This window comes from Arthrospira sp. PCC 9901, assembly GCF_059013425.1.
Genome location: NZ_CP102296.1, coordinates 5,313,210 through 5,339,815, shown reverse-complemented (window position 1 = coordinate 5,339,815; position 26,606 = coordinate 5,313,210). Strand labels below are relative to the sequence as shown.

32 protein-coding genes and 1 pseudogene are annotated in these 26,606 nt (G+C 41.8%); 11 read left to right on the top strand and 22 right to left on the bottom strand.

Annotated features, from left to right (window positions below; translation table 11 throughout):
• Positions 1–34: 34 nt before the first annotated feature.
• Both NLZ44_RS23650 and NLZ44_RS23645 read right to left on the bottom strand, forming a co-directional pair.
• On the bottom strand, positions 35–808 hold the full coding sequence (locus NLZ44_RS23650) for an HAD family hydrolase (RefSeq protein ID WP_006622149.1): 774 nt from the start codon (positions 806–808) through the stop codon (positions 35–37).
• A gap of 105 nt (positions 809–913) precedes the next feature.
• Positions 914–2,086 (bottom strand): 30S ribosomal protein S1, encoded by a 1,173-nt coding sequence (locus NLZ44_RS23645; protein WP_493751367.1) that lies wholly within the window; start codon positions 2,084–2,086, stop codon positions 914–916.
• A gap of 769 nt (positions 2,087–2,855) precedes the next feature.
• Between NLZ44_RS23645 and dps the strand changes: the two genes are divergently transcribed.
• The 3 genes from dps to NLZ44_RS23630 all read left to right on the top strand — a co-directional run bounded on the left by dps (position 2,856) and on the right by NLZ44_RS23630 (position 5,000).
• Positions 2,856–3,386, top strand: coding sequence for a DNA starvation/stationary phase protection protein Dps (gene dps / locus NLZ44_RS23640; protein WP_006622146.1), 531 nt, complete (start codon positions 2,856–2,858; stop codon positions 3,384–3,386).
• A gap of 422 nt (positions 3,387–3,808) precedes the next feature.
• A complete protein-coding gene (gene grpE / locus NLZ44_RS23635; RefSeq protein ID WP_493751366.1) occupies positions 3,809–4,480 on the top strand; it encodes a nucleotide exchange factor GrpE in 672 nt (223 codons plus the stop codon).
• Positions 4,481–4,670: 190 nt separating this feature from the next.
• The gene (locus NLZ44_RS23630; protein WP_493751365.1) at positions 4,671–5,000 is read left to right on the top strand and encodes an STAS domain-containing protein; all 330 of its coding nucleotides are present in this window, start codon (positions 4,671–4,673) and stop codon (positions 4,998–5,000) included.
• A gap of 180 nt (positions 5,001–5,180) precedes the next feature.
• On the opposite strand, the gene NLZ44_RS23625 is transcribed toward NLZ44_RS23630, so the two are convergent.
• Positions 5,181–6,317, bottom strand: coding sequence for a PP2C family protein-serine/threonine phosphatase (locus NLZ44_RS23625; protein ID WP_493751364.1), 1,137 nt, complete (start codon positions 6,315–6,317; stop codon positions 5,181–5,183).
• Between the two features lie 83 nt (positions 6,318–6,400).
• Between NLZ44_RS23625 and NLZ44_RS23620 the strand changes: the two genes are divergently transcribed.
• Positions 6,401–6,958, top strand: coding sequence for an ATP-binding protein (locus NLZ44_RS23620; protein ID WP_493751363.1), 558 nt, complete (start codon positions 6,401–6,403; stop codon positions 6,956–6,958).
• Here the strand turns inward: NLZ44_RS23620 and NLZ44_RS23615 are convergent.
• Positions 6,927–7,703: a DUF1350 family protein gene (locus NLZ44_RS23615; RefSeq protein WP_493751362.1), complete on the bottom strand. Its 777-nt coding sequence runs from the start codon at positions 7,701–7,703 to the stop codon at positions 6,927–6,929. The genes NLZ44_RS23620 and NLZ44_RS23615 overlap by 32 nt on opposite strands.
• 146 nt (positions 7,704–7,849) lie before the next feature.
• Here NLZ44_RS23615 and polA point away from each other — a divergent pair, with 146 nt between their 5' ends.
• Positions 7,850–10,720, top strand: a complete 2,871-nt coding sequence (gene polA, locus NLZ44_RS23610) for a DNA polymerase I (RefSeq protein WP_493751361.1) — start codon at positions 7,850–7,852, stop codon at positions 10,718–10,720.
• Positions 10,721–10,727: 7 nt separating this feature from the next.
• Here polA and NLZ44_RS23605 read toward each other — a convergent pair whose 3' ends face one another.
• Positions 10,728–11,156 carry a hypothetical protein gene (locus NLZ44_RS23605; protein WP_493751360.1) on the bottom strand — a complete coding sequence of 143 codons (429 nt, stop codon included), beginning with the start codon at positions 11,154–11,156 and terminating at the stop codon, positions 10,728–10,730.
• A gap of 81 nt (positions 11,157–11,237) precedes the next feature.
• On the opposite strand from NLZ44_RS23605, the gene NLZ44_RS23600 reads away from it, so the two are divergent.
• Together NLZ44_RS23600 and NLZ44_RS23595 are read left to right on the top strand one after the other, a co-directional pair.
• On the top strand, positions 11,238–12,641 hold the full coding sequence (locus tag NLZ44_RS23600; protein WP_493751359.1) for a site-specific integrase: 1,404 nt from the start codon (positions 11,238–11,240) through the stop codon (positions 12,639–12,641).
• Positions 12,642–13,240: 599 nt separating this feature from the next.
• Complete coding sequence (locus tag NLZ44_RS23595; RefSeq protein WP_493751358.1) at positions 13,241–13,510, top strand: hypothetical protein; 270 nt, start codon at positions 13,241–13,243, stop codon at positions 13,508–13,510.
• Positions 13,511–13,664: 154 nt separating this feature from the next.
• Here the strand turns inward: NLZ44_RS23595 and NLZ44_RS23590 are convergent, their stop codons facing one another.
• The 14 genes from NLZ44_RS23590 to NLZ44_RS23525 all read right to left on the bottom strand — a co-directional run bounded on the left by NLZ44_RS23590 (position 13,665) and on the right by NLZ44_RS23525 (position 20,965).
• A complete protein-coding gene (locus NLZ44_RS23590) occupies positions 13,665–14,021 on the bottom strand; it encodes a hypothetical protein (protein WP_493751357.1) in 357 nt (118 codons plus the stop codon).
• A complete protein-coding gene (locus NLZ44_RS23585) occupies positions 14,014–14,286 on the bottom strand; it encodes a hypothetical protein (RefSeq protein WP_493751356.1) in 273 nt (90 codons plus the stop codon). The genes NLZ44_RS23590 and NLZ44_RS23585 overlap by 8 nt, the downstream gene beginning before the upstream one ends.
• Before the next feature lie 14 nt (positions 14,287–14,300).
• Positions 14,301–14,630, bottom strand: coding sequence for a hypothetical protein (locus tag NLZ44_RS23580; protein WP_493751355.1), 330 nt, complete (start codon positions 14,628–14,630; stop codon positions 14,301–14,303).
• A gap of 13 nt (positions 14,631–14,643) precedes the next feature.
• Positions 14,644–14,853, bottom strand: a complete 210-nt coding sequence (locus NLZ44_RS23575) for a hypothetical protein (protein WP_493751354.1) — start codon at positions 14,851–14,853, stop codon at positions 14,644–14,646.
• A gap of 34 nt (positions 14,854–14,887) precedes the next feature.
• Positions 14,888–16,090 carry a hypothetical protein gene (locus NLZ44_RS23570; protein ID WP_493751353.1) on the bottom strand — a complete coding sequence of 401 codons (1,203 nt, stop codon included), beginning with the start codon at positions 16,088–16,090 and terminating at the stop codon, positions 14,888–14,890.
• A 74-nt stretch (positions 16,091–16,164) separates the two neighbouring features.
• On the bottom strand, positions 16,165–16,899 hold the full coding sequence (locus NLZ44_RS23565; protein WP_493751352.1) for a hypothetical protein: 735 nt from the start codon (positions 16,897–16,899) through the stop codon (positions 16,165–16,167).
• Positions 16,900–16,901: 2 nt separating this feature from the next.
• Positions 16,902–17,339: a hypothetical protein gene (locus NLZ44_RS23560; RefSeq protein WP_493751351.1), complete on the bottom strand. Its 438-nt coding sequence runs from the start codon at positions 17,337–17,339 to the stop codon at positions 16,902–16,904.
• Positions 17,336–17,749 carry a DUF1064 domain-containing protein gene (locus tag NLZ44_RS23555; RefSeq protein WP_493751350.1) on the bottom strand — a complete coding sequence of 138 codons (414 nt, stop codon included), beginning with the start codon at positions 17,747–17,749 and terminating at the stop codon, positions 17,336–17,338. The genes NLZ44_RS23560 and NLZ44_RS23555 overlap by 4 nt, the downstream gene beginning before the upstream one ends.
• A complete protein-coding gene (locus NLZ44_RS23550; protein ID WP_493751349.1) occupies positions 17,736–18,083 on the bottom strand; it encodes a hypothetical protein in 348 nt (115 codons plus the stop codon). Before NLZ44_RS23550 ends, NLZ44_RS23555 begins: the two co-directional genes overlap by 14 nt.
• Positions 18,084–18,147: 64 nt before the next feature.
• Positions 18,148–18,612, bottom strand: a complete 465-nt coding sequence (locus NLZ44_RS23545) for a hypothetical protein (RefSeq protein WP_493751348.1) — start codon at positions 18,610–18,612, stop codon at positions 18,148–18,150.
• A 286-nt stretch (positions 18,613–18,898) separates the two neighbouring features.
• Positions 18,899–19,549: a hypothetical protein gene (locus tag NLZ44_RS23540; protein ID WP_493751347.1), complete on the bottom strand. Its 651-nt coding sequence runs from the start codon at positions 19,547–19,549 to the stop codon at positions 18,899–18,901.
• A 77-nt stretch (positions 19,550–19,626) separates the two neighbouring features.
• Complete coding sequence (locus NLZ44_RS23535; protein ID WP_493751346.1) at positions 19,627–19,872, bottom strand: hypothetical protein; 246 nt, start codon at positions 19,870–19,872, stop codon at positions 19,627–19,629.
• A gap of 102 nt (positions 19,873–19,974) precedes the next feature.
• Positions 19,975–20,109: a hypothetical protein gene (locus tag NLZ44_RS23530; protein ID WP_493751121.1), complete on the bottom strand. Its 135-nt coding sequence runs from the start codon at positions 20,107–20,109 to the stop codon at positions 19,975–19,977.
• Positions 20,110–20,185: 76 nt separating this feature from the next.
• Positions 20,186–20,965 carry a hypothetical protein gene (locus tag NLZ44_RS23525; RefSeq protein ID WP_493751345.1) on the bottom strand — a complete coding sequence of 260 codons (780 nt, stop codon included), beginning with the start codon at positions 20,963–20,965 and terminating at the stop codon, positions 20,186–20,188.
• Between the two features lie 321 nt (positions 20,966–21,286).
• On the opposite strand from NLZ44_RS23525, the gene NLZ44_RS23520 reads away from it, so the two are divergent.
• Positions 21,287–21,526 carry a hypothetical protein gene (locus tag NLZ44_RS23520; RefSeq protein ID WP_493751344.1) on the top strand — a complete coding sequence of 80 codons (240 nt, stop codon included), beginning with the start codon at positions 21,287–21,289 and terminating at the stop codon, positions 21,524–21,526.
• Positions 21,527–22,078: 552 nt separating this feature from the next.
• Here the strand turns inward: NLZ44_RS23520 and NLZ44_RS23515 are convergent.
• Complete coding sequence (locus NLZ44_RS23515) at positions 22,079–22,357, bottom strand: hypothetical protein (protein WP_493751343.1); 279 nt, start codon at positions 22,355–22,357, stop codon at positions 22,079–22,081.
• Between the two features lie 329 nt (positions 22,358–22,686).
• Positions 22,687–23,460 carry an acyl-CoA dehydrogenase family protein gene (locus tag NLZ44_RS23510; RefSeq protein ID WP_493751342.1) on the bottom strand — a complete coding sequence of 258 codons (774 nt, stop codon included), beginning with the start codon at positions 23,458–23,460 and terminating at the stop codon, positions 22,687–22,689.
• Between the two features lie 72 nt (positions 23,461–23,532).
• Between NLZ44_RS23510 and NLZ44_RS23505 the strand changes: the two are divergent.
• The 3 genes and pseudogenes from NLZ44_RS23505 to NLZ44_RS23495 all read left to right on the top strand — a co-directional run.
• Positions 23,533–24,081 (top strand): annotated as a pseudogene (locus tag NLZ44_RS23505) (IS607 family transposase); the annotation flags it as partial.
• Positions 24,082–24,088: 7 nt separating this feature from the next.
• The gene (locus NLZ44_RS23500) at positions 24,089–25,213 is read left to right on the top strand and encodes an RNA-guided endonuclease InsQ/TnpB family protein (protein ID WP_493751341.1); all 1,125 of its coding nucleotides are present in this window, start codon (positions 24,089–24,091) and stop codon (positions 25,211–25,213) included.
• Positions 25,214–25,308: 95 nt separating this feature from the next.
• The gene (locus NLZ44_RS23495) at positions 25,309–25,893 is read left to right on the top strand and encodes a DUF3611 family protein (protein WP_493751340.1); all 585 of its coding nucleotides are present in this window, start codon (positions 25,309–25,311) and stop codon (positions 25,891–25,893) included.
• 81 nt (positions 25,894–25,974) lie between these two features.
• On the opposite strand, the gene NLZ44_RS23490 is transcribed toward NLZ44_RS23495, so the two are convergent.
• Positions 25,975–26,514, bottom strand: a complete 540-nt coding sequence (locus NLZ44_RS23490) for a hypothetical protein (RefSeq protein ID WP_493751339.1) — start codon at positions 26,512–26,514, stop codon at positions 25,975–25,977.
• Positions 26,515–26,606: the final 92 nt, after the last annotated feature.

Below are 26,606 nucleotides of genomic sequence, written 5' to 3'. Positions count from 1 at the left end.
TTGAGGACTCAATGGGGTTCTAATGGGTTGGTTATCACGAATTTGATGGAGATAGAGGCTGATTGGAGGCTCCCCCGGTAATAATTGCGATCGCATCAAGTGCCGAGATTACCACATCAGCCATTTGTAAATCATGGCTTGATGGTTGCCAGCAAATACCGATCGCCCCAGCCGCTCCGGCTTGTTTCGCCATTTGCATATCCCCAGCAGAGTCTCCCACCATTAAGGTTTTCCCTGGTTCTACCCCTAGTTCCTGGCAACTCTGAACAAATAGGGCTGGGTTAGGTTTCGCTAAATTTTCACTAGCCCCCTTCTGTAGTTGTATATATGGATCTAACTTATGGCGGGTGACAAATGCTTGCACCTGTTCCGTCGTAGCTGCCGACAAAATCCCTAGTTTAATACCCCCGTCATATAGCGATTTCAGCACATCTAAGCCGCCTACGAATAGGGGTGATGGCGGATGGTTTTTAAAGCTGTTGTCGGCTTCTATAAAGGCTTTCTGAGCAATGTTTTTCGACTCTATCCATCCCCGTCCGGTTTCCGCGATATAGGCGGCGGTGGCAATTTCATTTTCTTGGCGTGTTCCTGTTGCCATTAAACCTGTAGGGTCTAGGGTATCGTTTTCTATACCAAAAGCCATCAGTAGGGGTTCGCCAATGCCGGGAATTTGGGCATCAACTAAACGCGATCGCACCTGTCCCAATTTTCGCAAGAATTCCTGGGAGTCTTCGAGAGTGCCATCTTTATCGAAAATGATAGCTTCTATGCGATCGAATGTAATGTTATTAACTCGAATACTGGGCAAGGTTCAGACCTCATATTTTCTAGCACCTTCCGTTTTAAATCTCTACCCTACCAAATCAGAAAAAAAAAGAGGGTTATCCCTCTTTTTTCCCGGCTCATTCAGCAATTAGGATTCCGTTGCTATGGTAATCTCTTCTTCTGAATCTTCCACAGCCTCAGTTTCGGCTACCGGTTCTGCGATCGCTTCTGATTCTGAAATCGGTTGCTCCTCAGTCTGATCAGCCAATTCCGCTTCCGTTTCCACATCAGCAGCAGTTGGGATATCGGCCGTAGATTCTGCTACCTCAGCCGTCTCTGCTGTCTCTGCTGTCTCCGCCGTCTCTGCTGTCTCTGCTGTCTCTGCTGTCTCTGCTGCCGTTTCAACTACCGGGATACCTTGCTGTTCAGCCTGCATTTTTTCCCGGAACTTAGCAGCCATTTCCTCAGCTTTCTCATAAACCATCTCAGGATTTTTCACCATCGCCCCCGGTTCCGGTTCTAACTGCTTAGTAGACAGTGAAATCCGACCCCGATCAGCATCAAGATCAATAATCATGACTTTCACTTCATCATTAACATTGAAGACGCTGTGGGGGGTATCAATATGATCATGAGATATTTCTGAGATGTGCAGCAAACCGCTGACACCACCGATATCAATGAATGCACCGTAAGGTTTAATTCCTCGCACCGTACCGATGACCACTTCACCTACTTCTAGGCGGTTCATCTTACGCTCAACTAAGGCGCGACGGTGGCTGAGAACCAAACGGTTGCGGTCTTCATCAACTTCTAAAAATTTCAGTGGTAGTTCTTCCGCTACCAATTCTTCTTTAGGTTTCCGGGTGCTGATATGGGAACCAGGAATAAAACCACGCAATCCCTCAATGCGGACTAAAGCCCCACCTCGGTTAGTGGCAAAAACCTGAGAACGAACTGTAGCATCTTCTGCTTGCAGTTGGCGAACCCGCTCCCAAGCCCTCATGTATTCTATGCGACGGATTGACAATGTAAGTTGTCCATCCTCGTTTTCATCCGTGAGAATAAAAAATTCCCTGGTTTCATTGGACTGCAATACTTCTTCCGGGCTCTCCACCCGGTTGATCGACATTTCCTGTAGCGGAATGTATGCTGCTGTCTTAGCACCAATATCAATCAGAGCGCCCCGGGGTTCTAAACTGAAAACTGTGCCCGGCACCACATCTCCGGGGCTGAAGTGATAATCATACTTATCCAACAGGGCGGCAAAATCTTCGTGGGTAAAGCCCACATCTCTACTTGTTAGTGTCTGATTGATCATGCGAGTCGTTTCCTAGAATTTCTCCCCTTAATTGTGTTTACATTGGACAGAGGGCAGCGGTTTTGGGTTTCCGGGGGGGTGGATCTGCTCTATTCTAGTGACCCAAATTTGTTAATTTGGACCCCAGTTAGGTGCATTTTACCTCAATCGGTGGCCTCTGGTTATAATCTGGTTGACTACTCACCCTAATTTAATTACGGGCAATTTTCAGCAGTTGTCACACAATGGTATCAATACCCTTGGCTCCATGCCTAGTAGCTCTTACTCTTAATATCAGACCCCGTTAAGCTCGACGCTATAACCGGGGACTCCTATTGAGTTTTTTCTTAGTTGGCTGAGTGATTTTACTCAACTGCCATCTCTAAGTATGTATCCATGTTGCCTGCTTGTCTGTGCCTTAGTCTTTAAAGTTAAGACCAGGACTCTGACCTAGCTTTGATCCTGACTCTTACCAAAGGGCAACAGAGCCGGACTGCTGGCTCGGATTCGTTAAAAATATTTTTAGTTTAACTCAGAGCCTATCCATTATGCCATACTTTAGCAAAAGTTTAGCAAATTTTTATCCTAGCATTTTCAGTACCGAGATTGTCAAGGGGCTGAGACTGGTAGAAGTACCCACCTCCATCAAACGGTGGGAGAGTCTCTTCCGTATAGCCCAATAATCTAGCCTCAGAGGGAGTTAATTAAGCCCAAAAGCCGATAAAATTAGGTTAATGGCGGAATTGATTAAAGATAACCGCACTATCAGAAAATTTGGAGTAATTAATTTATGACTAGCACCACTACCAAAACTAGATTGTACTCAAGCCGTATAGATTTACCGGAAGACACCCGCTCTCAAATTATCACGATCCTCAATCAAAGTTTAGCAACTACTCTCGACCTGAAAACCCAGGTTAAGCAGGCTCATTGGAACGTTAAGGGGCTGAACTTCTACTCCCTACATCTGTTGTTTGATGAACTAGCAGGGGAATTAGAGGGATATGTGGATATGATTGCTGAACGAGTTACCGCCCTGGGAGGTTATGCGATGGGAACGGCTCGTCGGGCAGCGTCTGAATCGATTTTACCAGAATATCCACTAAATATTGATAATGGCACAGATCATATTGTGGCTTTGGCCGATCGCTTTGGTGTGTATGCTAAGTCCCTGCGAGAGGCGATCGACAAAACTGATAATCTGGGTGATGCAGACACAGCAGACCTATATACAGAAATTTCCCGCACTGCTGATATGCGCCTGTGGTTCTTAGAAGCCCACCTACAGGGTAATGCTAATCAGCCATTAGCCAGCCACTAGACTCTTGCATAAAATCCGATAATTTCCGGAAGGAGCCGGAAATTACTCCTCAAAGGAGAACTAAGATGCAGGTCCAGGATTAGACCTACGTTAAGGGGGTGATGACACCTACAGGTGAACGCCAGCCTGTGGCTCTGTCGTCTATCTTTAAGGAACGAGATGAGTGGATTTGTAAGCTCCAGTGAGCTAGACGTAAAAAGCCCCTTTAACATGACCGAGGCCAACATTACCCCATCTGGGAGATGGCTTAAATGCCAAATTACCAAAATTACGTTTTTGTGGTTGACACACTGGGGCAACCGTTAAGTCCCACTCATCCGGTTGTATAAATTTTCCTGAGTTTTGCGGTCATTACCAGGTTATAGACTTGCTGATAACCACCATCTGGGCTAGGCTACATTTATCAGCAAGGTTGTCTAGCCATGAACGGGTCGCCATCATCATCTGACTATACCCCGCAGTTACAAAAACTTATGCGGCGGGCGGGGTTTTCCAGTATACGAGAGTTAAGCCGATATTCAGGGGTCGAGGAGAGACAGTTCTTTCGGCTATGTCAGGGTTTGGTCATGCAGACCCGGGTGGATGTTTTAATGAAAATTGCGGAGGGGCTGGGAATTTCTCTGATGGAACTGTTGAGCATTTTCGCCCCGGGGGAGAGTAGCTTCGCCTATTCGGGGTTTAATTCGGCTTTCCGTCAGGAATATGAACGGCTACAAGCTGAGATGGAACAATTGCGGGAGTCTGTAGGTCGGGAATTTGAACAAGCTAGTTTAGATGTTTTGGAATCTTGGTTGTTGAATTGGCCCAAAGTTACCGAAAAAGTTGAGGAAAATCCCCAAATTCCTGCCAAAAATATATTGCCTCTGGTGAAACCAGTGGAGCGACTTGTGCAACAATGGGGAGTGGAGATAATTGCACCGATCGCCTCTGAGGTTCCCTACAATCCGCATCTACACCAGTTAGTCCAGGGAACTGCACAGCCGGGGGATAGGGTGACTGTCACCTCTGCTGGCTACCGAAAGGGCGATCGTCTTCTCTGGCGCGCCCAAGTAAAAGTCCCAACCGATGATAATTTGAGGATTCAGGGAGGTTAGGGAAACCCACATCATGGGCTGCCCTTTGTGTCTGATCTAGGAGATGTGAAATTCTGTCTCTGAGAGCCTTAATTGGGCTGTAAGCCTCTATAATTGTTGTTTGGGTAGGAGAATTTGGCTTGAGGGCGCATTCACAGGCTATACTAGCGGAATATGGCGAGTCATTTCTATGCTTCAATCTCAAAAGAATATGAGTTCTGATGTTCAAATCCTACAGCCCCAAGGTATTTTAGACGGTACTAAAGCTAGCCAATTCCGTCAGGATATTTCTAGGTTAGTTGAAAAGGGAGCTAAAACCATCTTGATTGATTTTCAGGATGTCACATTTATGGATAGCTCTGGTCTGGGGGCTCTGGTACTGGCTCTGAAAACGGTTCGAGCGGCAGATAGTAAATTGGTAATTTGTTCGATTAATGAACAGATTAGAATTCTGTTTGAACTAACCAGTATGGATCGAGTGTTTCAACCAATTTTTGAAAATCGACAGGAGTTTGAGAAAAAACAAAGTTCCCTCGGCTAGTTATGCCAATCATCCTCTTAATTTTTAATCAGGGTTTTGGGAAATCAAAAACTGGTTTTGGGATAGATATTTGGGTCTGTGTAATTGATGTTGATATTATGCAGGCTCAACTGTTTTTATTTGAAATTTTTAGCCATCATAAATATGATATTTTGTTAATGCCAAATAATCACATATTTTCTAGGGTAAACTAACTTTTAGAAGGGAGAAATCATCCTCAAAGGGATGGTCAAAATTGATGGTTTTGACGGCTTCTAAGATGCTATTTAAACTCCCGGATTTAAAGTTATTGTTTCTCATTAAAAGTTTAATAAAGGCATCCATTCCCCAAATATTACCACCAGGTTGATGAATTTCATAGACTCCATCACTAAAAATATAAAGGTTGCTGTTTTTTTCGACGTGACAAGAAGCGTCAATATAGGCAGCTTCTAGGAACATACCCACTGGCATTCCGGGGGTTTTTAACTGCTGAACTTGTAGATTATTGGGGTTTTTTCCAGATAGTAGAATCGCGGGAGGGTGGCCAGCACTAGAGTAAGTTAATTGTCGGGAAATGCGGTTATAAACGCCATACCAAATGGTGAAATATTTATCATTTTGATAGGTCATTTGGAAGGTAGTATTAAGCGATCGCAATACGTCACTAGGCTGATAATAGTTAATATTAGGGATAGCACGGGATCGCAATAAATTCAACACGGAAACCGAGGGCAATGCCGCCCTAAGTCCATGACCAGAAGTATCTAATAAATAGATAGATAAATGGTCGGCATCGAGCCAACAATAATCAAAACAGTCTCCCCCCAATTGCCGAGAGGGGATAAATTGTGCTTCAATACGCACAGGTTCTTCCAGGGGTTCAGGAAGTAGTGATCGCACATATTCGGCGGCTTCGGATAACTCAGTTTCCAATAACTGTTTTTGAGTTTGTAAATCTTGGCTAAGTTGATGAAGTCGCAGACCGGCCCTCACCCTAGCATATAACTCATTCATCTCAATAGGTTTAGACAGAAAATCATCAGCCCCGGCATCTAAACCCTTAACGCGATCGTCAACAGCGGTCAGAGAAGTAAGTAAAAAAAACTGAGTAGTTGATAATTCCGGCATAGCCTTAACTTGTCGGCATACCTCAATTCCGGTCAGTCGAGGCATAATCCAATCACAAATCATCAAAGCCGGACGCAATTCTTTAGCCTTTTCTATACCTTCCTCGCCATTACTAGCTACCACCACATCATAACCCTGCTTTTTGAGTGTTCTTTTGAGCAGTTCCCGAATTATGGTATCATCATCAATCACTAAAATTTTAAACATGGGCGCTTAGTTTAAACAATTAGAGGGACGGTCAAGCAAAGTTATCATTAACCATTAGGATCACCCAGAGCATCTCACCGGGGATGGCTATATTAGATGACAATGAACTAATCCTATACAGAACATTCAAGATAGAGTATAGTCTAATTACAAGATGGCTCGACGATCGCACCTATCGAAAAGTGATTAAATCTGAAGGTTCCCAACCTATCCCTTCTACATTCTGCCTGCAAACGGAAACCAGTTTGGATATGTTGGCAGATGTTTTAACATGGTTTGGCAAATTACAGCCACCATCAATTCCTAAGTCAGTCTGGCTGCGCTGTCAACTGGCATTAGCAGAAGGATTTACCAATGCTGTGCGACACGCGCACAAGGGACTGGCTGTAGATGTTCCTATTGAGATCGAGGTCAGTCTGTCTAACAATAGTATTGAAATCTGCATTTTTGATCGCGGTCAACCGTTTGATTTAGAGAAAAAACTGCTAGAGATGTCATCGAAAACCCATCAAGGTTCACCGGGAGGACGGGGGTTGATGCTAATGCGAGATATTGCGGACGAGTTTAGTTATCGGCGGTGTGACCCTCACAGAAATTCTTTAGTGATCCTCAAATATTTTTCACCGGACCGAGAGGGTTAAGCCATTGTAGGACTTCCCGTCTAAGTTGGTATAGGTCTTTATAGACTTCGTGTTTAAACCATTGTCCGATCGCATCTAGGGGGCTAAATGATTCTCCTCGTGGCCAACTGATATCCTGGGCTAGGGGGGTTTGATGATCGCCTCGCAACTGCTGAAGTGTCACCAGTCCAGGAAATCTGTGGTTGAGAATTTGATAGAGTCCGCTACTTTGGTCGATGTTATCTTTACTGAATTGGATCAACAGGTTACGCCGGACTTGATAGCGATCGCCAACTAGGGAATTGGTCTGCTGTGGGGTCGGGGTAAATTCCACATCAATCACGGATGATAACTGTTCTACCAAAGGAATTGACTGTCGGGCGGCATAGTTATTAAAAGAGATCAAAATATTTCCCGCCCTTTCGACTTCAAACAAGGACCCGATCAGTAGATGCAGCTTGCACCCCATACTATGACCAATGCCATAAATTGGCAACCCCCGCCGCCGCAGTTTCTGGGCTGCAAATAGGTCTTCTAAGCCGTCCTCAAAGGTCCATAATACCTCACGCGCCATATTTCCATGATCAAGGGTATTAATAAATGGTGTAGCGATGATGGCATATCCCTGCAACCCTAGTTGTTCTAATAACCAACGATAGGTGATATGGGGGGCTGATGCTACAAACGCCCCACCGAGAAAATGTACGATCGCTTTGGGTTTTGGGGGAATTAACACCCAATTATCGGAAAATTCCAGCCAGTCCATGAGTTACCTTTTCCTACCGCTGTCAATTATAATCAAATGTGGGGGTCTGGTTAATGGCGATTTCGGATTGACCCGTGTTTTTTTTGATTAACCCGCCCCTGGTATTATAAATATCTACCAAAATATTGTTACACAAAGGCTTGCCCGTGTCTTCTAACTCTCCGGTTTTAATCCTCATTGACGGCCATTCCTTGGCTTTTCGCGCTTACTATGCTTTCGGGAAAAGTCGCAGCGGGGGACTGCGAACTTCTACAGGAATTCCTACCAGTGTCTGTTTTGGCTTTCTTAAATCTCTACTGGAAGTTATCGACATCTATAAACCGGAATTAGTGGCGATCGCTTTTGACCGGGCTGAACCCACTTTTCGCCATGAAGCTGATGCTAACTATAAGGCGGATCGCGCGGAAACCCCGGCAGATTTTATTGAGGATATCAATAACCTCCAACAATTATTAGAAGCCTTCCGTATACCGATTTTTTCGGTGGCTGGCTACGAGGCTGATGATGTTTTGGGAACTTTGGCAAATCGGGGAAGCGCCGCCGGATATCAGGTCAAAATTTTATCTGGTGATCAAGATTTATTTCAACTAATTGATGAGCAAAAACAGATTACGGTTTTACATTTAAGCTATGGGAAGGGTAGCAGTCCCCAGGAATTTGCCGCCCCCCAGGTTTATGAAAAATTAAGTATTAAACCAGAACAGGTGGTTGATTATAAAGCACTGTGTGGCGATCAGTCTGATTGTATTCCGGGTGTCCGAGGGATTGGGGAAAAAACGGCGGTTAAATTATTGGCGGAATATGGTTCTTTAGATAGTATTTATGAATCAGTAAATCAAATCAAAGGGGCGATCGCCAATAAACTTAAACAGGGTCAAGAATTGGCTTATCATTCTCAAAACATGGCGAGGATTATCTGTGATGTCCCCCTAGATATTAATTGGGAAGATTGCCAACTACAGGGGTTTGATAGCCAGGAAATTATCCCTTTACTACAGCATTTAGAGTTTCAAGTATTTATTAATCAAATAAATCAGCTTCAATCCCAATTTAAGGGATTAGTTGATGTAGAGATTAACCCAAGCAATTCTGAAGTAAGCCATCCCACAGAGTTAGATATTTCCGAGAATAATGATGATGAGGATTTATGGTTTTTTAGTGCTGAGGATACCGCCTTAGAAACTAAAGCGATCGCCAATTCTATTCATCCTCAAATCATCCAAACTCCCGAAGCCTTAGCCCTATTAGTTAATCGCCTAAAAACCCATACTAACCCGGATAAACCAGTCGCCTGGGATACAGAAACTACATCCTTAGAACCGAGGGATGCGAACTTAGTAGGAATTGGCTGTTGTTGGGGTTCGGAATTATCCGACCTGGCTTATATTCCCCTAAATCATACCCAGGGGGAAATGTTAAATATAGAGGAAGTTTTGCCGGCTTTGCGTCCGATTTTAGAGTCGGAAAACTACCCGAAAACCTTGCAAAATGCCAAATTCGATCGCTTAATCTTACGGAGTCAAGGAATTACCTTAAAAGGGGTAGTTTTTGACACGATGTTAGCCAGTTATGTAATCAATCCTGAATCATCCCACAATTTGACAGATTTATCATTAAGATATTTACCGGATTTAGGAATAGTCGCCCAGAGTTATAGTCAGTTAGTCCCCAAAGGCAAAACTATTGCAGATTTAGATATTAACACCGTCGCCAATTACTGCGGCTTAGATGTTTTTACCACCTTTCAAATCACCCAAAAAATGCAGGATATCCTCAAAGATGTACCACCATTAAATCATTTATTGAGACAGGTAGAACAACCCCTAGAACCGATTTTAGCCGGGATGGAGTTTCAGGGGATTAGGATTGATACAGACTACCTTAATCAACTATCAAAGCAGTTAGGTGAGACCTTGGAAAGTCTCGAAAAAGCATCTCATCAAGCCGCCGGAGAAGTGTTTAACTTAGGGTCGCCCAAACAATTGAGTGAGTTGTTATTTGATCGGCTACAATTAGACCGTAAAAAAAGCCGGAAGACTAAAACCGGATATTCTACAGATGCGACGGTTTTAGAAAAGTTAAAACATGACCATCCCGTGATTAATTATATCCTGGAATATCGGACGTTATCCAAATTAAAATCTACCTATGTGGATGCTTTACCCGAGTTGGTGCGAAGTGATACGGGTCGCATTCATACAGACTTTAATCAGGCGATTACATCAACAGGTCGTCTGTCTTCTTCCCACCCGAATTTACAGAATATACCTATCCGCACCGAGTTTTCTCGCCAAATTAGAAAAGCATTTATTCCTGAGTCTGGCTGGCTGTTAGTGTCGGCGGATTATTCTCAAATTGAGTTACGGATTTTAGCGCATTTAAGCCAGGAAAAGACGTTAATAGAGGCTTATAATACTAATCAAGATGTGCATAGTTTGACAGCTAAGTTACTGTTTGATAGGGATGAAATTACCCCCGAAGAAAGGCGCTTAGGAAAGATTATAAATTTTGGGGTTATTTATGGTATGGGTTCCCAAAGATTTGCGCGGGAAGTGGGGGTAAGTGCTACGGCTGGCAAACAGTTTATTGATAGGTTTAACTCTCAATATCCGGGAGTGTTTGAGTATTTGGAATCGCAAAAGTTGGCGGCTATTAATCAGGGTTATGTGGAAACTATTTTAGGGAGGCGGCGCTATTTTGAAAGTTTAAAAGGACGCGATCGCGATCGCCTTAACTACCAAGATGAACAAATGTTGCGCGCCGCCGCTAATGCACCTATTCAGGGTTCAAGTGCTGATATTATTAAAATAGCGATGATTAAACTGGCTGAAATTCTCAAAAACTACCAAGCCAGACTATTATTACAAGTTCACGATGAACTGGTCTTTGAGGTTCCCTTATCAGAATGGGAGGAACTCCAACATCAAATTAAATCCACCATGGAAAATTGTCTATTTTTATCAGTTCCGTTGGTGGTAGATATTCACGCCGGGACAAATTGGATGGAAGCCAAATAATGGAGAATTAACAATTCTGGAAATTCTCTAATGTAGCTTGCATTAGTGCTTGAGTTTGACCGGAAACGGTAAATAATAGGGCTTCCCGATAAACCCGCGAGGCGGGATGATCAATTAAATTAGCCGCGCCGCTGGATACTGTCACCGCAGCATGGGCGCATTTTACCGCTAAAGCGATCGCCTTTCCTCGTAACTGTACCTGTTCAGAAAAGCTATAATTCCCGTCGGTAATTGCTGCCAATATTTCCCCCCGACAGCCTCCCAACTCTTCTGTGAGGGACTCCAGCGCCGACTCAATAAAAGCAAATTGTTTTTGCTCAAAAACCCTCTCAACAATGTCTAAACCCGCCCTAGCGCATCCCAGAGCGAAAAAACTTGGCTGTAATACCTTCTTTAGATCATTCTCGTGTATCCACCCCACAGGCTGTATAGACACCGGTTAGAATGGCTGTAACCCCTATTCTATCGTCACTCTAATGCACTCAATGGCGATCGCACATTTAGGAGTTAGTGTAAAATGAGTGTAAGTACAAACAGTGCACATAGTGGTACATATCAAGGCTTTGAGGATATTCTTGAATTTTTCAACCTATCCCGCAAACAATGTCCCAAAGGTGTGAGGATTAAGCGTAACCGGGGGACGATTCAGCTAGATATTACCACTGACCCAGAAACTGGGGAACGTAAGCAACGGGGATGTAATTGTCAGTTCACTTCTGAGGGTATCCGTAAGGCTGTTGACAAAGCCTGGTTAGTTCATAAATCCCTTGATGGACAATTTCAGTCAGTGTCTGAATGGCTGGACTGGTACAAGGCTACTATCCTTGATGAAAACAAAACCCCCCTAGAAAATGACTTAATCACTTACCGCCAAGTGTTCAAAGAGATGGAAGATGATTACTTTAACGGGGTACACAAGAATACTAAACGGAAACGTTCCCGTAGTATAGCTAGTGACCAAAGTTCGTTTAATTGCTGCTTTTTGGATGTGTTTAACAAAGTCACAGATTGGGACGCTTACGTTAGCTGGGAGGGAATAAAAGAAGCGCTATATAGCCCGTTAAAGAATGGTGATAGTCCGGTAGGTAGCAAAACCTTTAAGGATAGATACTACCGGCTAAAACAAGTAGCAGAACGCGCTAGCTGTAAAAAAGCACTGGAGAAATTAGAAAAGATTGACCCAACCCAGACGGTGTTTATGAAGTTTCAAAGTGTAGATTTGGACACCCTGCTAAACTTACTAGACAAAGAGCGCGCTACTGATTATCGTACAGTTACAGACAATAATGCTCGCGATGGTTGGTGTTGGGTATCAGCAATGTGCGCTTTATATGGATTGAGACCATCAGAGATTGCAGCGGGGCAAAACTTAACCAAGGATATCACGGTTGACGGCATCACTTTCCCAGCCATATCTGACCCTAACAACCTTGAGTTAGTGCTAGTTGTTGGTGAGTTTACTTACTTTGGTAGTAGCACCAAAACAGGTCAAAGGTTAGCAATACCAATGTCAAAAGACAAGGCTTTGATTAACCGTCTAGGGATTCATAGCGTCTGCTTACCTATCACAACATCTAAAGACCCTAATAGTTTTAACAATAACCACAGGTTATGGCTTAAAAATCACAATTGGGAAATCACCCAAGCCTATGCTTTCCGACACCTAGGGAATCAACTGGGAGAGATGAACGGGATTCCACAGGAAATCAGAGCACGTTCGTTTGGTCACAGTGTGGCAGTCAATGACAGCAAGTACAAAAAACGCCGCAACCTTGCCACAGAGTTAGGTATCCTGACACGACATCACAAACAGCCATTACCGCTAGAAATGGCAAAGCAAACATTACTCAATCACGGTATTGACCCAGAATCCCCAGAAATGAAAGCAGGTCTTAGGTTAATCTATCAGCTTGACGATTAATTTCCTGATAAACCCACAATACAACACCCCCTAGGCTAAATACTTAGGGGGTTTCATTTTACACTAACTCCTAAATGTGCGATCGCCATTGAGTGCATTAGAGTGACGATAGAATAGGGGTTACAGCCATTCTAACCGGTGTCTATCCTGTCAGGGTTACTAACTCGATACCCCTACCCTAACTGCGATTACCGGGATTTACTTAACCCGATAGTCGCACCGTTACACTTAATATGCACTCCATTCAGTCTTAGCACACGGGACGATTAGCGCATATCCCCTAGCAACAAAACTTAATTATTGACGGGTTAATCAATAAGCACAACTTAATTAATCTGTCAAATAGCCACATCACTCCCCCCAACCGGACACGCGATAGGGTAGTTCCTTTGTGATACCCGTCAATGGCAAGCCTATCGGTTCCTAACGTCACCATTGACTGCTATCACGTCAGTCACTTCCCTCAAGATGTCTGTTCCGGTTGGGGGGAGGATTGTTTCTCAAAATCAAGACGATAGCCGTAGTAGATAATCCCTCAATCTATCTTTGTACATTGATAGTTAGGTTATTTTTCGCGGACTAGACCTATAGGTAAACCTATGTGCGATCGCTGTAGTGATTGTCTATGGGGTCAAGCCATGATTGTTACTGGGGAGATTCTTGGGAGTGCGATCGCAAAACCTGAATCATCTCCTACCGGAACTAACCCGATACCCCTAAACAAATTTACCGCTGGAGGAGACTATCGAGATGTGAACCGATACCCACATAATCCTCAGCAAGTCTCCATTCTATGTTGGCAATCATATCGGGCGGAAACCGATACCAACATAATCACCTTACCCAAAAACCTTAGCCGTCTATTGTAGGTAATTTAGTTATGGGTATTATGTGGACATGATAGGGTAGGCATTCATATAATCTTCACTCACGCCTGAGAACTCACGCCTGAGACGGGAAAATATGCAGACACCCCTACAGTCAGAAACCATAGGGCGTCATTTTAGGATATTGGATTATGGGTTAGGCGCTAGGTAGGCTACTAGGGTTTGCCTTGCTACCGGGATTGCACCGATAAAACATAGCCATAGCGGCTTGCTGGATTTTTTCGGTTGTCACTTGGTCAGATTTTCCGATATAGATGTGATGGTTAACCGTGCCATCCCAACCTTTTAGATTCCAGTATGCAAAGCCATTGATTGATGTTTTTTTGCATGCTGTAAATCGCTTGCCATTCAAATCGACCGAAAATGATTTGTTTTTTCTCAGGTATTCAAACCATTCTACAGTTTCTAATTCAATGCAAATTCCATTAGGACCCTGTAGATAATTACTGAAATTTCCAGTATGTAGGGTAATTACGGGCAATAACCTAGGCATTGAATTCGCCTCCCATAAAAATGTCGCTACTGTATCCATTGCCAGTGAAATCGGGCATAAATGGCACCGGTTGAATAATCGCTTCATGAGATGATACCCATTGTTGATGTACCGTCATAAAGTCAATAGCAGCATTGTGTGCAACCTCAGCTAACTTGATTCTGGTATCTTGGTTGCTGTAGGGAATATCTCGCGACATTAACTGGATATAAATATCACGCGCCAATTCCGCAATAACCGCCATTTTTGCCTGTTCTTCATTCATGACTAAAACTCCTGTTAATCGTTGATACGTTCGTTTGGATTGTTTAAGGTTTTAACGTCAATACAGTGATTCTGTAGTGTACTGCAAAATGCTTTGGACTGAGTTAGGGTAGTTTTGTTGATTTCTTTCAATGAACTGTTCAGCTTATCCTCAGAAATTAGACCAGCGTCAAACGCTACCATCAACCCGTTAATATAGTTAAGGGTTAACTCCAATTGTGATTTATGGTTAGCAATCAGTGTAGTCAAAAATCGCAGTAACCTTGAATCTGTCATCCTTGGCTCAATATTCATTGATTGTACTCCTAAAGTTGGTTGCTGTTTTTTACCGTAGTTTATCGTCATTGCGGACGGGTATTTACTGAACTTTATCTATTAGATGTTGTGTGTAATTTAGCTGTTTAATCAGTAATTGCCTTTTGAGTTCTGTGGCAGCTAATTCTGTTTCACAATCATCTAAAATTGATTTTAATGTTGCCAAACCTTCCTCCTTGTTGCTATTGTAAACTAAACTATCTACCATAGTCTTAAACTTTACAAACATCTGATTTGTGATATCTTGCATCATTTTTGTTCTCCTAAATTAATAAACTAACTGGAAATCAAGTTATTTGTTTCCATACATTTTTACCGTTAACATTAATCATGCTATATCCCCTATTTTTCATTAGATTTGTTAATTCATTTACGGTAACCCGTGAGTCTAAGTAACCATCATTTTTAGCGGTTTCTATGGCTATTTTTAGTGTCTTGGGGTCAATATCTGTTACCGGTTCGATTAATTCGGGACAGCCTGCTTTTATCGCTTGCTCATTTTGTTTAGTTTTATTCTCGATACTTTGAGTAATAAAGCTATCTAAGAATTGTTCTGTACCGCTAGATACTGTAAATATTTTATCTTCCGCTAACTCCCAATATCGATTAAATACTTTAATTGAACTATCTATCGATGTTTTGTATATCATTGAATGCGTAGCGATTACATCAATGGATAGCCTGTAATTAATTATGTCTTGTTTCCTTTTTTGCATCATCCGTTTAGTTTTGGCGTAATTAGTACAATTATTTATATCTCTCCAGAACATTTCTAAGCGAGATGATATTTTACTAAGGCTTATGTCTTCAATATCAGAGAGTTCCGCTAACTCAAAACCGTTTCCTTTATATTCCTCACTTGTCATTGATTGCCGTTTTTTAAACCATATAGGAAATATACGGCGTTTTAACTCATTTAGTTCCCAGAATGTCCAGATTGGATGTATTGAATTTATAACCTTTAATGCAAATGCATTAAAAATCATGTTTTGACCAGGCGTTTGACTACTAATTGTTATTCGGCTATTTTTCCTATTTAAGACTTTAAATAGAGATAACATATTTTCGTTTTCAATCAATAGGTTGGGTGTGATATCTTCCCAGACTAATAAGAAATTACGTTCAAACTCACTCCGTAACGGGTCATAATATCTTTCCTGTTGGATTTTGTTTCTCAGTGACGCAAATGTACTGTTAGCCAACACTGTATCGGTGTTATATAGTGAAGCTGCAATAGTAGCTATCTGGCTTTTTCCCGTGCCACTAGAACCCCAAAGGAATAAACAGCCTGCGGTTGACATTAGCGTTACGGGTGAGCAAATAAAGCTAGTAATAATTGGGAACTGAATATCCGGGTAGGGTAGAATAGCACAGGCTCTACATATTGACTCTATTTGCTCACCCAATACACCATCAACGATTATTTCTTCTAGTTCGTCTGCCAATGAGTCGCGTATTAGTCTATAATCTAAATAATTGTCATCGGACATGGTAGTAATCTCCTAGTATGTTGGCTTGCTGTATGGTAGTTATCCCCCCAATATTGGGGGGATTTTTGTTGTGATTAACTGAGTTTCATCAGCTCAAGTAACGCCATTAAAACGTTAGGGTCTAATTTTTTAACCTTGCTGTAGAGGCTGTCAAAGTCAGGTTCACAATCAAGAATTTTTGCTGTCCCCTCAACTCGTTCTTCCCAGGTTTTGTACTTAGCTTTACCACCAAAGCTACCATTTTTTTTGTTAGTTTTTGAATCAACAAAATCAATAGCTTCCTGTACAGTGTAACCCGCAACGGTAGATTCAAAGGTATCTAATCCCGTTTTGTATTCCAGGATAAATTGCGCTAAATCATGTTTATTTTTAGCTGATTCAAAATCACTAGAATTCTCACTATTTACCTCAAGTAAACGTTCCGCTACCCGAACAGATGATGGTCCCAGATTTACACTTCCTGTAAACATCATTTTTCCGTTGGTCAGCATAGCGTCACTCTCGACTAAATGCAGTAACGCCAATTCTACTGGAGTAGGCTTGTATTCCCGTTTTTTATCTTGATATTCGCTAGAATATTCAGCAATACAGAAGCGTACTGCTATCAACTGTTCCTCAAACTTCCAAGCCCTATCATTGAAGTTTTGAAACTCACCAGACAGCCCATAACCGATAAGCCATAGGTGAGGAGGTTTGACAACAAACATGGCGCTCGTAACCTCCAAATATGTACCGGATTCTCCCGGTTTAACTGCGCTACAGAATGCGAATTTGTCACCATCTTTTTTGCCGTAATAACCGATACTCATGACTATTCTTCCTCAATTAATTGTTGGTTTACAAAGTCTACGAAATCCATTTGGGTTGTCTCTGGTTTTGCCGCGCTAGAGTTAGATAATTTAGCCCTAGCGTTGAACTCAACTTTTGCGGCAATTTCACGACACCCATACCAAAACAACGGGTTGCCAGACAATTCAACTTTTAATTTTGATTGTTTATTTACCTCATTTATTTGGGCTCGTTTGACAAGTTTGATTTTTGCGTAACCTTGGCGGTCACCACGGGGTCTGTAACTACCCATAACCTGATAGGCAATATTCTTAACCTCGGGGAGACGATGTTCCTCAATATGTGTGAGAATTTGATAAGCTACAATGATTGTGGTTTTATCGAATTCGTGTGGGTTGTAGTGAGTTTGTATCAACTCACCATCAAGGCTAAATATGCCTTTATAGTGTAGATTTCTCATGGTTGACACTCTCCCGTTAACTCAAACTCTTGTGCTTTTAAATATCGCTGGAATTCATCAATGTTCATTAAGTAGATACCTTGCCAGCGATAAGACCGATTGCATGTAACAAACCAGATATCATCAATCATTCCGGGATTGAGATAATTAAGTAACTGCATCTTGAACTTGAACTCGGTTGTTAGCGCTCCCTTTACTTCGACGTATTGATTGAACACTGGACTATAAAAGTCAGGTTTCCAAGTAATTGGTCGCCAAGGTTTTTCGCCATTAACTAAAGTTAATTGCGGGTGAACTAACAGCCTATCGTCATATTTTTTAAGCAAATGATACACTTTGGCTTCTAGTGTTGATCCAAAGTAATATCCGTCGTAGTATTGACCCTTAGCGTGATACTTATTCATCATCATTCACATCTCCGAAATAAGTTTCATTGTCGGGCTCTCTGTCGCCGCCAGATTCGGCTTGATAAATATTCCATTCCGCTCGATAATATTCGAGTGCTTCAGTGAGAATTTCCTCAATTTTGTCTGGGTGTAATGGGATTAATTTTTTGATTATTTCCCCCATGTAATAAGCCAGAAATTCTTTATCAAACGTGACTGCAGTCAGTGAATAGGAAAATCCTTTATTGTCTGTGCGACTAGGAATCTTTGAAACAAAGGATGTCCCTATATACATCAACGGGTCAATCTTGATATTCCTAAGATTTAGCTGCACTTCTTTCCAGTGCTTTGATATCATGGTAACAGTCCTCAATGTTTGGCGTATAGGCTACCTATCGCGGGTAGCCTTTTTTGTTAGTTGATTAGGCGTTAGTGTGAAGCCAATCTGAGAACGGGTCAACAGCATCAGGTTCACTGATAACCGTCTCATTATCACCATCAGACAAGTAGAAGAAATGATTTTCTAGGGCTACGATGTCATCAGCAATAGCACCGGATGCCTTACGCGGTGTTTTGACACCACAAGTCTTGAGTAAGGTCAAAATAGCTTTTATGCTATTTTTTAGTACAACAATTTCTGAGTAGGTTAACTCTAGTTCAGGTTTTGCTGTTTCTGTAGTTTTAGCTAGCAGCAACTTTTCTTTTAGTGTGCAGATAGGCGATGTTTTGGGATATGGCAAAAATGGTATTACCTGCTCAAAAAACCCGATAAATTTACTGAACCTTTTTAGTATTATTAGGTATTCAGTAGGTGAGAGTTGATTTTTTGCATCAACTTGATAAATGGCAGTATTTTGGTCTAGTGATGTATCTTTGTTTTTAGGCATCTTGCCAGTGATTTCAAACTCATTGACAAAATCAATTTTTAAAAATACGATTGGGTTGTTGAGTTTGAAATCACTGTTATTTATGTTTTTTGTTATTTATGATTATTGCTTTAGAATTAATCAATACTTATGAATAAGTAATAAATATATAAGCAAAAACGATAAAACAATTATTGACTTTATACGATAATTGTGCAATATTTAAATTATCGCCACAGACAACTCAAACAAAAAACCACTATCTAAAAAAATAGTGGTTAGTTTACTTTTTTTACTTTTTGGCGATTTAGCTTTTCGTGCTCTGTTTAGCCCCGGGATTGCCCGCTGGCGCGCTTGCCGGAATTTCGCCTGTTTCTTGACTTGCAGCTTCACTCTTGCCAGCGGTTAATTCACCTAGGTTATCTAAAGTGAATGTTTCTTTGTCTGGTATGACAAACATACTATTGTGGGTTTTAAGTGCTGCTGGCTGTTTAGTGAAATAGTGAGCTAAGACATACAGCATTGAGTTGATCCCTACTATAGGGGGAGCTTTAACACTGATATAACGCAACGTTTTTGGTTTGGTTTTGGGCGTATATTTTAACCAATGACCTGGGTCTAACGGGGCTTTAATGAAATAGTGGTTATATTCACTACGACGATAGGCTACTACCCTAGCGCTTTTTAGGGGTGTACGCCTATTAGCGCTCGGTGTTGTGGCAGCTCCCGGCGGTTTCCAGATGGTTAAATTTTTAACAACTTCAGGTTCATCTTTTAATGTGTCGGCACTACCGCCTAGCACATACAGCAATAACAAAGGGAATGGAACACCTATTTTTGACGTTTTATCAACTGGTACTTCAACTACTAGCTTAGGTCCTAAGTGGGGTGATTTCGCTGTAGCAAGACCGCCTTTCCATCCTTTGACTGCGGCGGCATATGCTTCATTTAAAGGCATAATATTAGCTTCCTTTTTTCTAAATTATCTAAACTAGGGTAGGTAGAGTGATGATATTAACACCTACCCAATATCTATTAATCAACAAATAACTCAGTCGCTACCACGTCAATAGAACCGTCTGTAGGGTCTAAAAGATCATCGCTAGGGATTGACATGGAGACGCTAACAAGACCGGTAGCCATATTGCGAGTGTAACTCGTAATAACGGTTGCGCCATTGGGATTGTTTGCTGCGATAGATTGCATACGCTGAGTTTGCTCAACAAGTTCAAGTAGTTGATTTTCCATTGTGGTAGCGTTTAGTGTTTTGGGTGCAGCCATAGTTTTATTCTTACTCAAATCAATATTTAGACTATAGCAGTATATTCACTGATTGGGTGGCTTGTGTTTAATGAGTGAAATGCTACATATATGTAGCTTCTTTTATCTTAAATACAACAGCACGTTACCAGTACCAACATTACGCCCACAACATAGATAATCGCCATGGCGATCGCAGTATCGTTCCCCAATAGTTCCCGATAGTAGTGGCTCTCCCGGTAGGTGACTTAAAACCATTCTACCGAGTAAGTCTAAGTATGTAGGTAATGGTTTCCATTCCGGTCAATATCAGTTACCAACAATCATCAGATAATTAGGTTGACGTTGGGGGTTTGTTTCCTGTTTTCAGTTCTAATGACGTTCTAGTGGCTTTCTTTATAGCATCGTCAACCCAAGTCGGTTTTTTCTCAAAGTGTAGGGGTATTTTGGCTTTTGTTTTTCTGGGGTCCTGATACATTGCTAATGCACTATTTTCACCTAAATCAATTTTCGCTTGTTCAAATTTATCGATTAACTCCCAGTTAAGTATTTTAACCTCACTGATATACATTCTACTCTCTTTGATTCTTTTTGCATTTTCCCTACCGCCAAAGCCTTTTCTTTCCTCAAATGTAATAGGATAAACTATCTTAGCGTTAGTTAAATCAACCAATTCTTTACACAAAGCCTCAGCTTCATTTTTACTTGATTCATTAACAAAAAATGAGAATTTTCTGCCATTGCTCATGGTGCAAGTAACTTTAATATTGCCTTTAGTAAATGCTGATTTACTGGGTTGGGTAAATATCTTTTGCAGTCTATCCCAAGTGATTTTACTCCTATCAACTGATGGTAATTCTATTTGAATTTTTTGTAGTTTTGACCGCCTATCTTTAGTCCAATATGGCGGTTTTTTGTAGTTGTATAAAACCAAGGTTAATTGTATTTTAAGATTAGCTGATGTGCTAATTTCTTGGAAATCACCTGACCCCATAAATTGACCTATATCTCTATTTCCTAGTATTTCAGTTTGGGCTAATGTGGTTGCAATATTTTCCTGCAAATTCCTTAAAGATGATACGATTCTGAATCTCTCACCACCATTTTCTACCACAGCGTTAACTAATTGTTGCTGTCTATTTTCCTCTATTCTTTGCAGTGCAATATACTCATCTAAACCTTGAGCAACTAAGATGATAGATTCTTTGCAACTATCGCTAAATTCATCCCAGAATTCTTCGGAACTATCTTGATTCCAAATAGTGTTTATATTACCATCGTATTCTTCTGGTAATTTCTCTCTAGCTTCCCTTCTTTTTTTCCCGACACTCCATTCTTCACCTTTCTCATCACCCCCATATAGCAGTTTTTATGCGGTATTTGACCCGTTAGAACGGATAAAATGGTTCACTCTTTATTTTTGGATATTAACACAATGAATATAATAATTGCTGAATTAGCTTTATTGATAACTATAATTATATTTTCGACTTATGCGATACTTAGGGAAGATAAGATTATTGAGTCAAAACTTGACTATAACAGCGAGGTGTTGCGTATTTTACTTGATTTTATTAAAGGCTCTTTTGACAAAATCATCTGTAAATCAAGTAACAATCATCAGAACCCTAGCCGCAAAGATACCCCCAATGCTGATGATTGGCGTAAGCCCTAGTGACCCACCTAACCCATAACCCAATATCCTAAAATGACCCCCTATAGTTTCTGACTGTAGGGGGTGTCTATGTATTTTTCAATGGTAGACTACCACAGTAGACTACCACTGTTCACCCTAAATGATTTTTATGTTCATTTATGTTCAATGGTAGACTACCACAGTAGACTACCACTGTTCACCCTAAATGATTTTTATGTTCATTTATGTTCAATGGTAGACTACCACAGTAGACTACCACTGTTCACCCTAAATGATTTTTATGTTCATTTATGTTCAATGGTAGACTACCACAGTAGACTACCACTGTTCACCCTAAATGATTTTTATGTTCATTTATGTTCAATGGTAGACTACCACAGTAGACTACCACTGTTCACCCTAAATGATTTTTATGTTCATTTATGTTCAATGGTAGACTACCACAGTAGACTACCACTGTTCACCCTAAATGATTTTTATGTTCATTTATGTTCAATGGTAGACTACCACAGTAGACTACCACTGATTTATATGAATGCTCACCCTATCATGTCCACATAATACCCATAACTAAATTACCCCCAATAGGCGGCTAAGGTTTTTGGGTAAGGTGATTATGTTGGTATCGGTTTCCGCCCGATATGATTGCCAACATAGAATGGAGACTTGCTGAGGATTATGTGGGTATCGGTTCACATCTCGATAGTCTCCTCCAGCGGTAAATTTGTTTAGGGGTATCGGGTTAGTTCCGGTAGGAGATGATTCAGGTTTTGCGATCGCACTCCCAAGAATCTCCCCAGTAACAATCATGGCTTGACCCCATAGACAATCACTACAGCGATCGCACATAGGTTTACCTATAGGTCTAGTCCGCGAAAAATAACCTAACTATCAATGTACAAAGATAGATTGAGGGATTATCTACTACGGCTATCGTCTTGATTTTGAGAAACAATCCTCCCCCCAACCGGAACAGACATCTTGAGGGAAGTGACTGACGTGATAGCAGTCAATGGTGACGTTAGGAACCGATAGGCTTGCCATTGACGGGTATCACAAAGGAACTACCCTATCGCGTGTCCGGTTGGGGGGAGTGATGTGGCTATTTGACAGATTAATTAAGTTGTGCTTATTGATTAACCCGTCAATAATTAAGTTTTGTTGCTAGGGGATATGCGCTAATCGTCCCGTGTGCTAAGACTGAATGGAGTGCATATTAAGTGTAACGGTGCGACTATCGGGTTAAGTAAATCCCGGTAATCGCAGTTAGGGTAGGGGTATCGAGTTAGTAACCCTGACAGGATAGACACCACCAGGTTAGCTGATAAAAACCAATCAGTCAGCCTCACAGTAACCGTATTAGTCGCAGTCATAGCACAAAGAGACCTATGTACACCCAGGCTAATTTCCCCCTGAGTTCCCTGAGTATCCCGAAAAGGAACCATCCCAAACACCGCCCGCCCATCTGGTAAACTCGCCGCCAGGATAAACTGATCAAAAATGCCAGATCCTGTCACCCAGGGAACTGTTCCGTTAAGCTGAAACCCTCCCTCAACCTCTAATGCTGTCACCATTCGCTTTCCAGAATGTCTCAAATGAGAAAAACCAATTCCTACCCCAACGGTTCCGTATTTCATCTCAGGTAAATATTGCTCTCGGAGGGTAGAATTATCACTTAGGGATAGCATCCCCGCCGCGCTTTGATGTTGGGTCTGCAAAAATGCTAAAGCCCCAGAATAGCGGGCTATTTGTTCCGTGAATAGGGCGAAGGTTTCTGCTGTTACTGGGGCGGGTCCGACCCGTAAAGTCAGAACTCCTAGTTTCCCTAACCCCCGCCAAGCCGGCTTTAATGCTTCTGGTTGGCGATCTATTTCAGCCGCCACAGGGGCGACGGCAGTTTGTAAATAGGTGTTGGTGGTTTCCAGCAGGTCTGACGTGCTTGCTAGTAACAAAAAACTTCCTCAAACCTACACACAAACCAAAAACCTGTTACAATAGCAACCACCACAATAACCGGAGTTAAAGTGCCAAAATATGTTACACCCAGCGTTGCCACCTGGCGAAGATGGGAAAAACTCGGCGCAATTAAAGCCGTTCGTACCGTTGGCAACCAACGCAGATACATCATCGAAGAAGCCGAGAAACAAAAGCCCATTGTCTGTTATACAAGAGTCAGCACCCATTCCCAAAAGGATGACCTCATTAGACAGGCTGAATTTCTACGCAGGGCATACCCAACAGCATAAATTCTTACAGAAGTTGGCAGTGGACTCAATTTTAAACGGCGAAAATTCCTCGCTATATTGGAACGAATATACGAAGGAAATATCGGCACACTTGTCATCGCTCACGCCGATAGGCTTGTCCGTTTCGGATTTCCACTCATTGAATGGTTATGTGCAGAAAGTGGATGTTAATTCGTGGTTCTCAGGAAAAAGAGTCTCTCTCCAGAACAAGAACTCGTTAGCGATATCTTGTCCATCCTCCACTGTTTCTCTGCTCGGATTTACGGACTACGAAAGTACGAAAAACCAGCCCGTAAAGAACTTCAAAAAGAAACCCCGTCATCAGACAAGCAAGATGACTCCGAACAGATTGAGGAAGGTGAGATTGTATCCTGGTCAAGAATTACACGCTGTTTGGAAACGTTGGTTAGCTGCTTATCGGTGGATTTATAACTATACCATTGCCACTTTTAAACATGGCTATAAAGGGAGCTGTTTTGACTGCCAAAAGTTAGTCAGAGATAGTGACAAACCGGAATGGGTGAAATCTTTACCAGGACATCAATTACAGGAAGCAGTAGCCGATGCTTTCGATGCTTTTAAACAAGCTAATGCAGCCGGTGGTCAAGTCAAATTCAAGTCCTGTAGGGCACCATCTCAAATCATTAAATTCAAGGTGAATAACTTTAAAAATGGGGCTTGGTATCCCCGTTTAACTAAAGGTTTAACCTTTACTTCACCTCAAGCTATACCTAAGAATTGCCTTTATGGAACACAACTAAAATACGCAAGGGGTAAATGGTATGGTTGTTTTCCAGAGTATCAAGAGCGGGAAACAACAGAGCAAAAGCGAGTTATGGCTTTAGACCCTGGTGTGCGCTCCTTTTTGGTGGGTTATGATGGTGAATCCATTACTGATTTTGCCACTAATGATATTGGCAAAATCAATCGCCTTTGCTACCATTTAGACGTTTTAATGAGCCGGATTAGCCAATGTAAAATTAAACGAAAACGAGATCAAATGCGTAAAGCTTCTCATCGAATGCGGGAGCGGATTCGTAACCTAGTGGATGATTTACATAAGAAAGTCGCTCATTTCTTGGTTAATCACTATAAACTTATCTTTCTTCCTACTTTTAATTCTAGTCAAATGGTTTTAAAATCTCGTAGAAAGCTCAACTCTAAGTCAGTGAGAAACTTGTTAACTTGGAGTCACTACAGATTTGCTAAACATCTGATGCAACAGGCAGAAAGAAAAGGTGTTTTAGTGGTTCGTTGTAACGAAAGTTATACATCTAAAACCTGCCCCCATTGTGGTAAAATCCATGAGAAACTAGGGGGAAGTAAGGTTTTTAAATGTCCTAATTGCGGCTATACAGCACCCCGTGATTGGGTAGGCGCACGAAACATTATGCTTCGTGCTTTGCAGGCTACTGCCGTTGTCTTCCAAGACAATGCGATACTTTTTCAATCTGTGTAAAGCTTTCATAATTTTTGTACAGGTTTGAACAGGTTAAATGTAGCACACCGAACTGATTATCTACCATTGGTCAAGTCAAAATATAGCCTCAAACAATGTCTAATCCATCTGAACGCCCAGCTTTACCTGCGTCCGCCCAGCGAGTTGCTGTTGCCCTCCGTAGGGCGGGATGGATCTGTTTTTGGGCGCAGCTTGTCCTAGCTGTAATTTCTGCCATTATCCTATTTTTTGCGGCTGTAGCCGCCCAAACTACCGGCGGCGGCGGGAGTACAGCCGCCGTGACTAGCGGCGGTTTCTTTTTTGCCGTGGCTGGCTTGTTGGTGTTGGGGTTCAGTACCTATCAAGCCTATGCTTATACTCGCCTATCTAAACGCTTACGAGAGGGTAGACCGCAGCGACCTTCCCGCGCTGACACTATTAAGCAAATTCGCATTACCCTAATTAGTAATTTGGTGGGAATGACTCTCACCCTCATTGCGGCAGAGGCGATCGGTGGGATATTATTTGCTAAAGCCCTCTCTCAACCTACTTCCCAGTTAGTATTCGGAACCGGTACTGTTCGCGACTTTATCCAACCCCTAGATCTGATTGTCGTTCTCGCCAGCAATCACACCATTCTAGCCCACTTTGTCGGTATTGTTGCCTCAATTTGGTTAATTGACCAGATTTATAAGCAATAAGGGCGGGTGATATGATCGGGTGATTCCTTCGTCTCTACGGGTGGGGGAACATTTGCCAGAAACCACCCCTAGAGCATGATTTTAAATTTCTTCCATGTCAATATATAAAATTTCTTCTGGTTCAATTACTTTCGGTAAATGAGTTAAGCGATATTGGGTTCCTTTGGGAATTATGATTTCATTTTCGCTGTAAATTAAAAACTCTTTAATTGAAATGCCAGAAATATTATTTTTAATCCTGATGATTACTGGATAGGTAGAATAAGCATAATCTTCCGCTACTAACTCATCGGAGGTAAAGCTGGTCATATAGTCAATAGTATATCCGCCATTGCGTTGAATAAGTGTCAGAAAAGATTGCAGTTTTTCTAATTTACTAAAAGGGATACCACGATAAATAGTGCCTTGGTAGGGAGGCATACGGTTCACAAAATTATTAACCAGTTGAATGTCGGGGGTAGTTTTGCCTTCTCGCTCAAGGTTTTTGATGTTCATGAAGCCAGAGGGGGTTGATTTGGTGATTTTGTCGATCGCAACTTCTGCCTCAAATTGGCTCATTCCAGTAAGTTGCTGCACTTTTTGTAATAAGTTTATATTGGCTTCATTTAGAGTATTAATCATGGTAATGCTATCCTGATTTGTAATTTTAAATCAACGGAATTCCGGATTTTTTAGATAAAAAAAATCCCCCCTAATCATTGAGGATTAGTAAA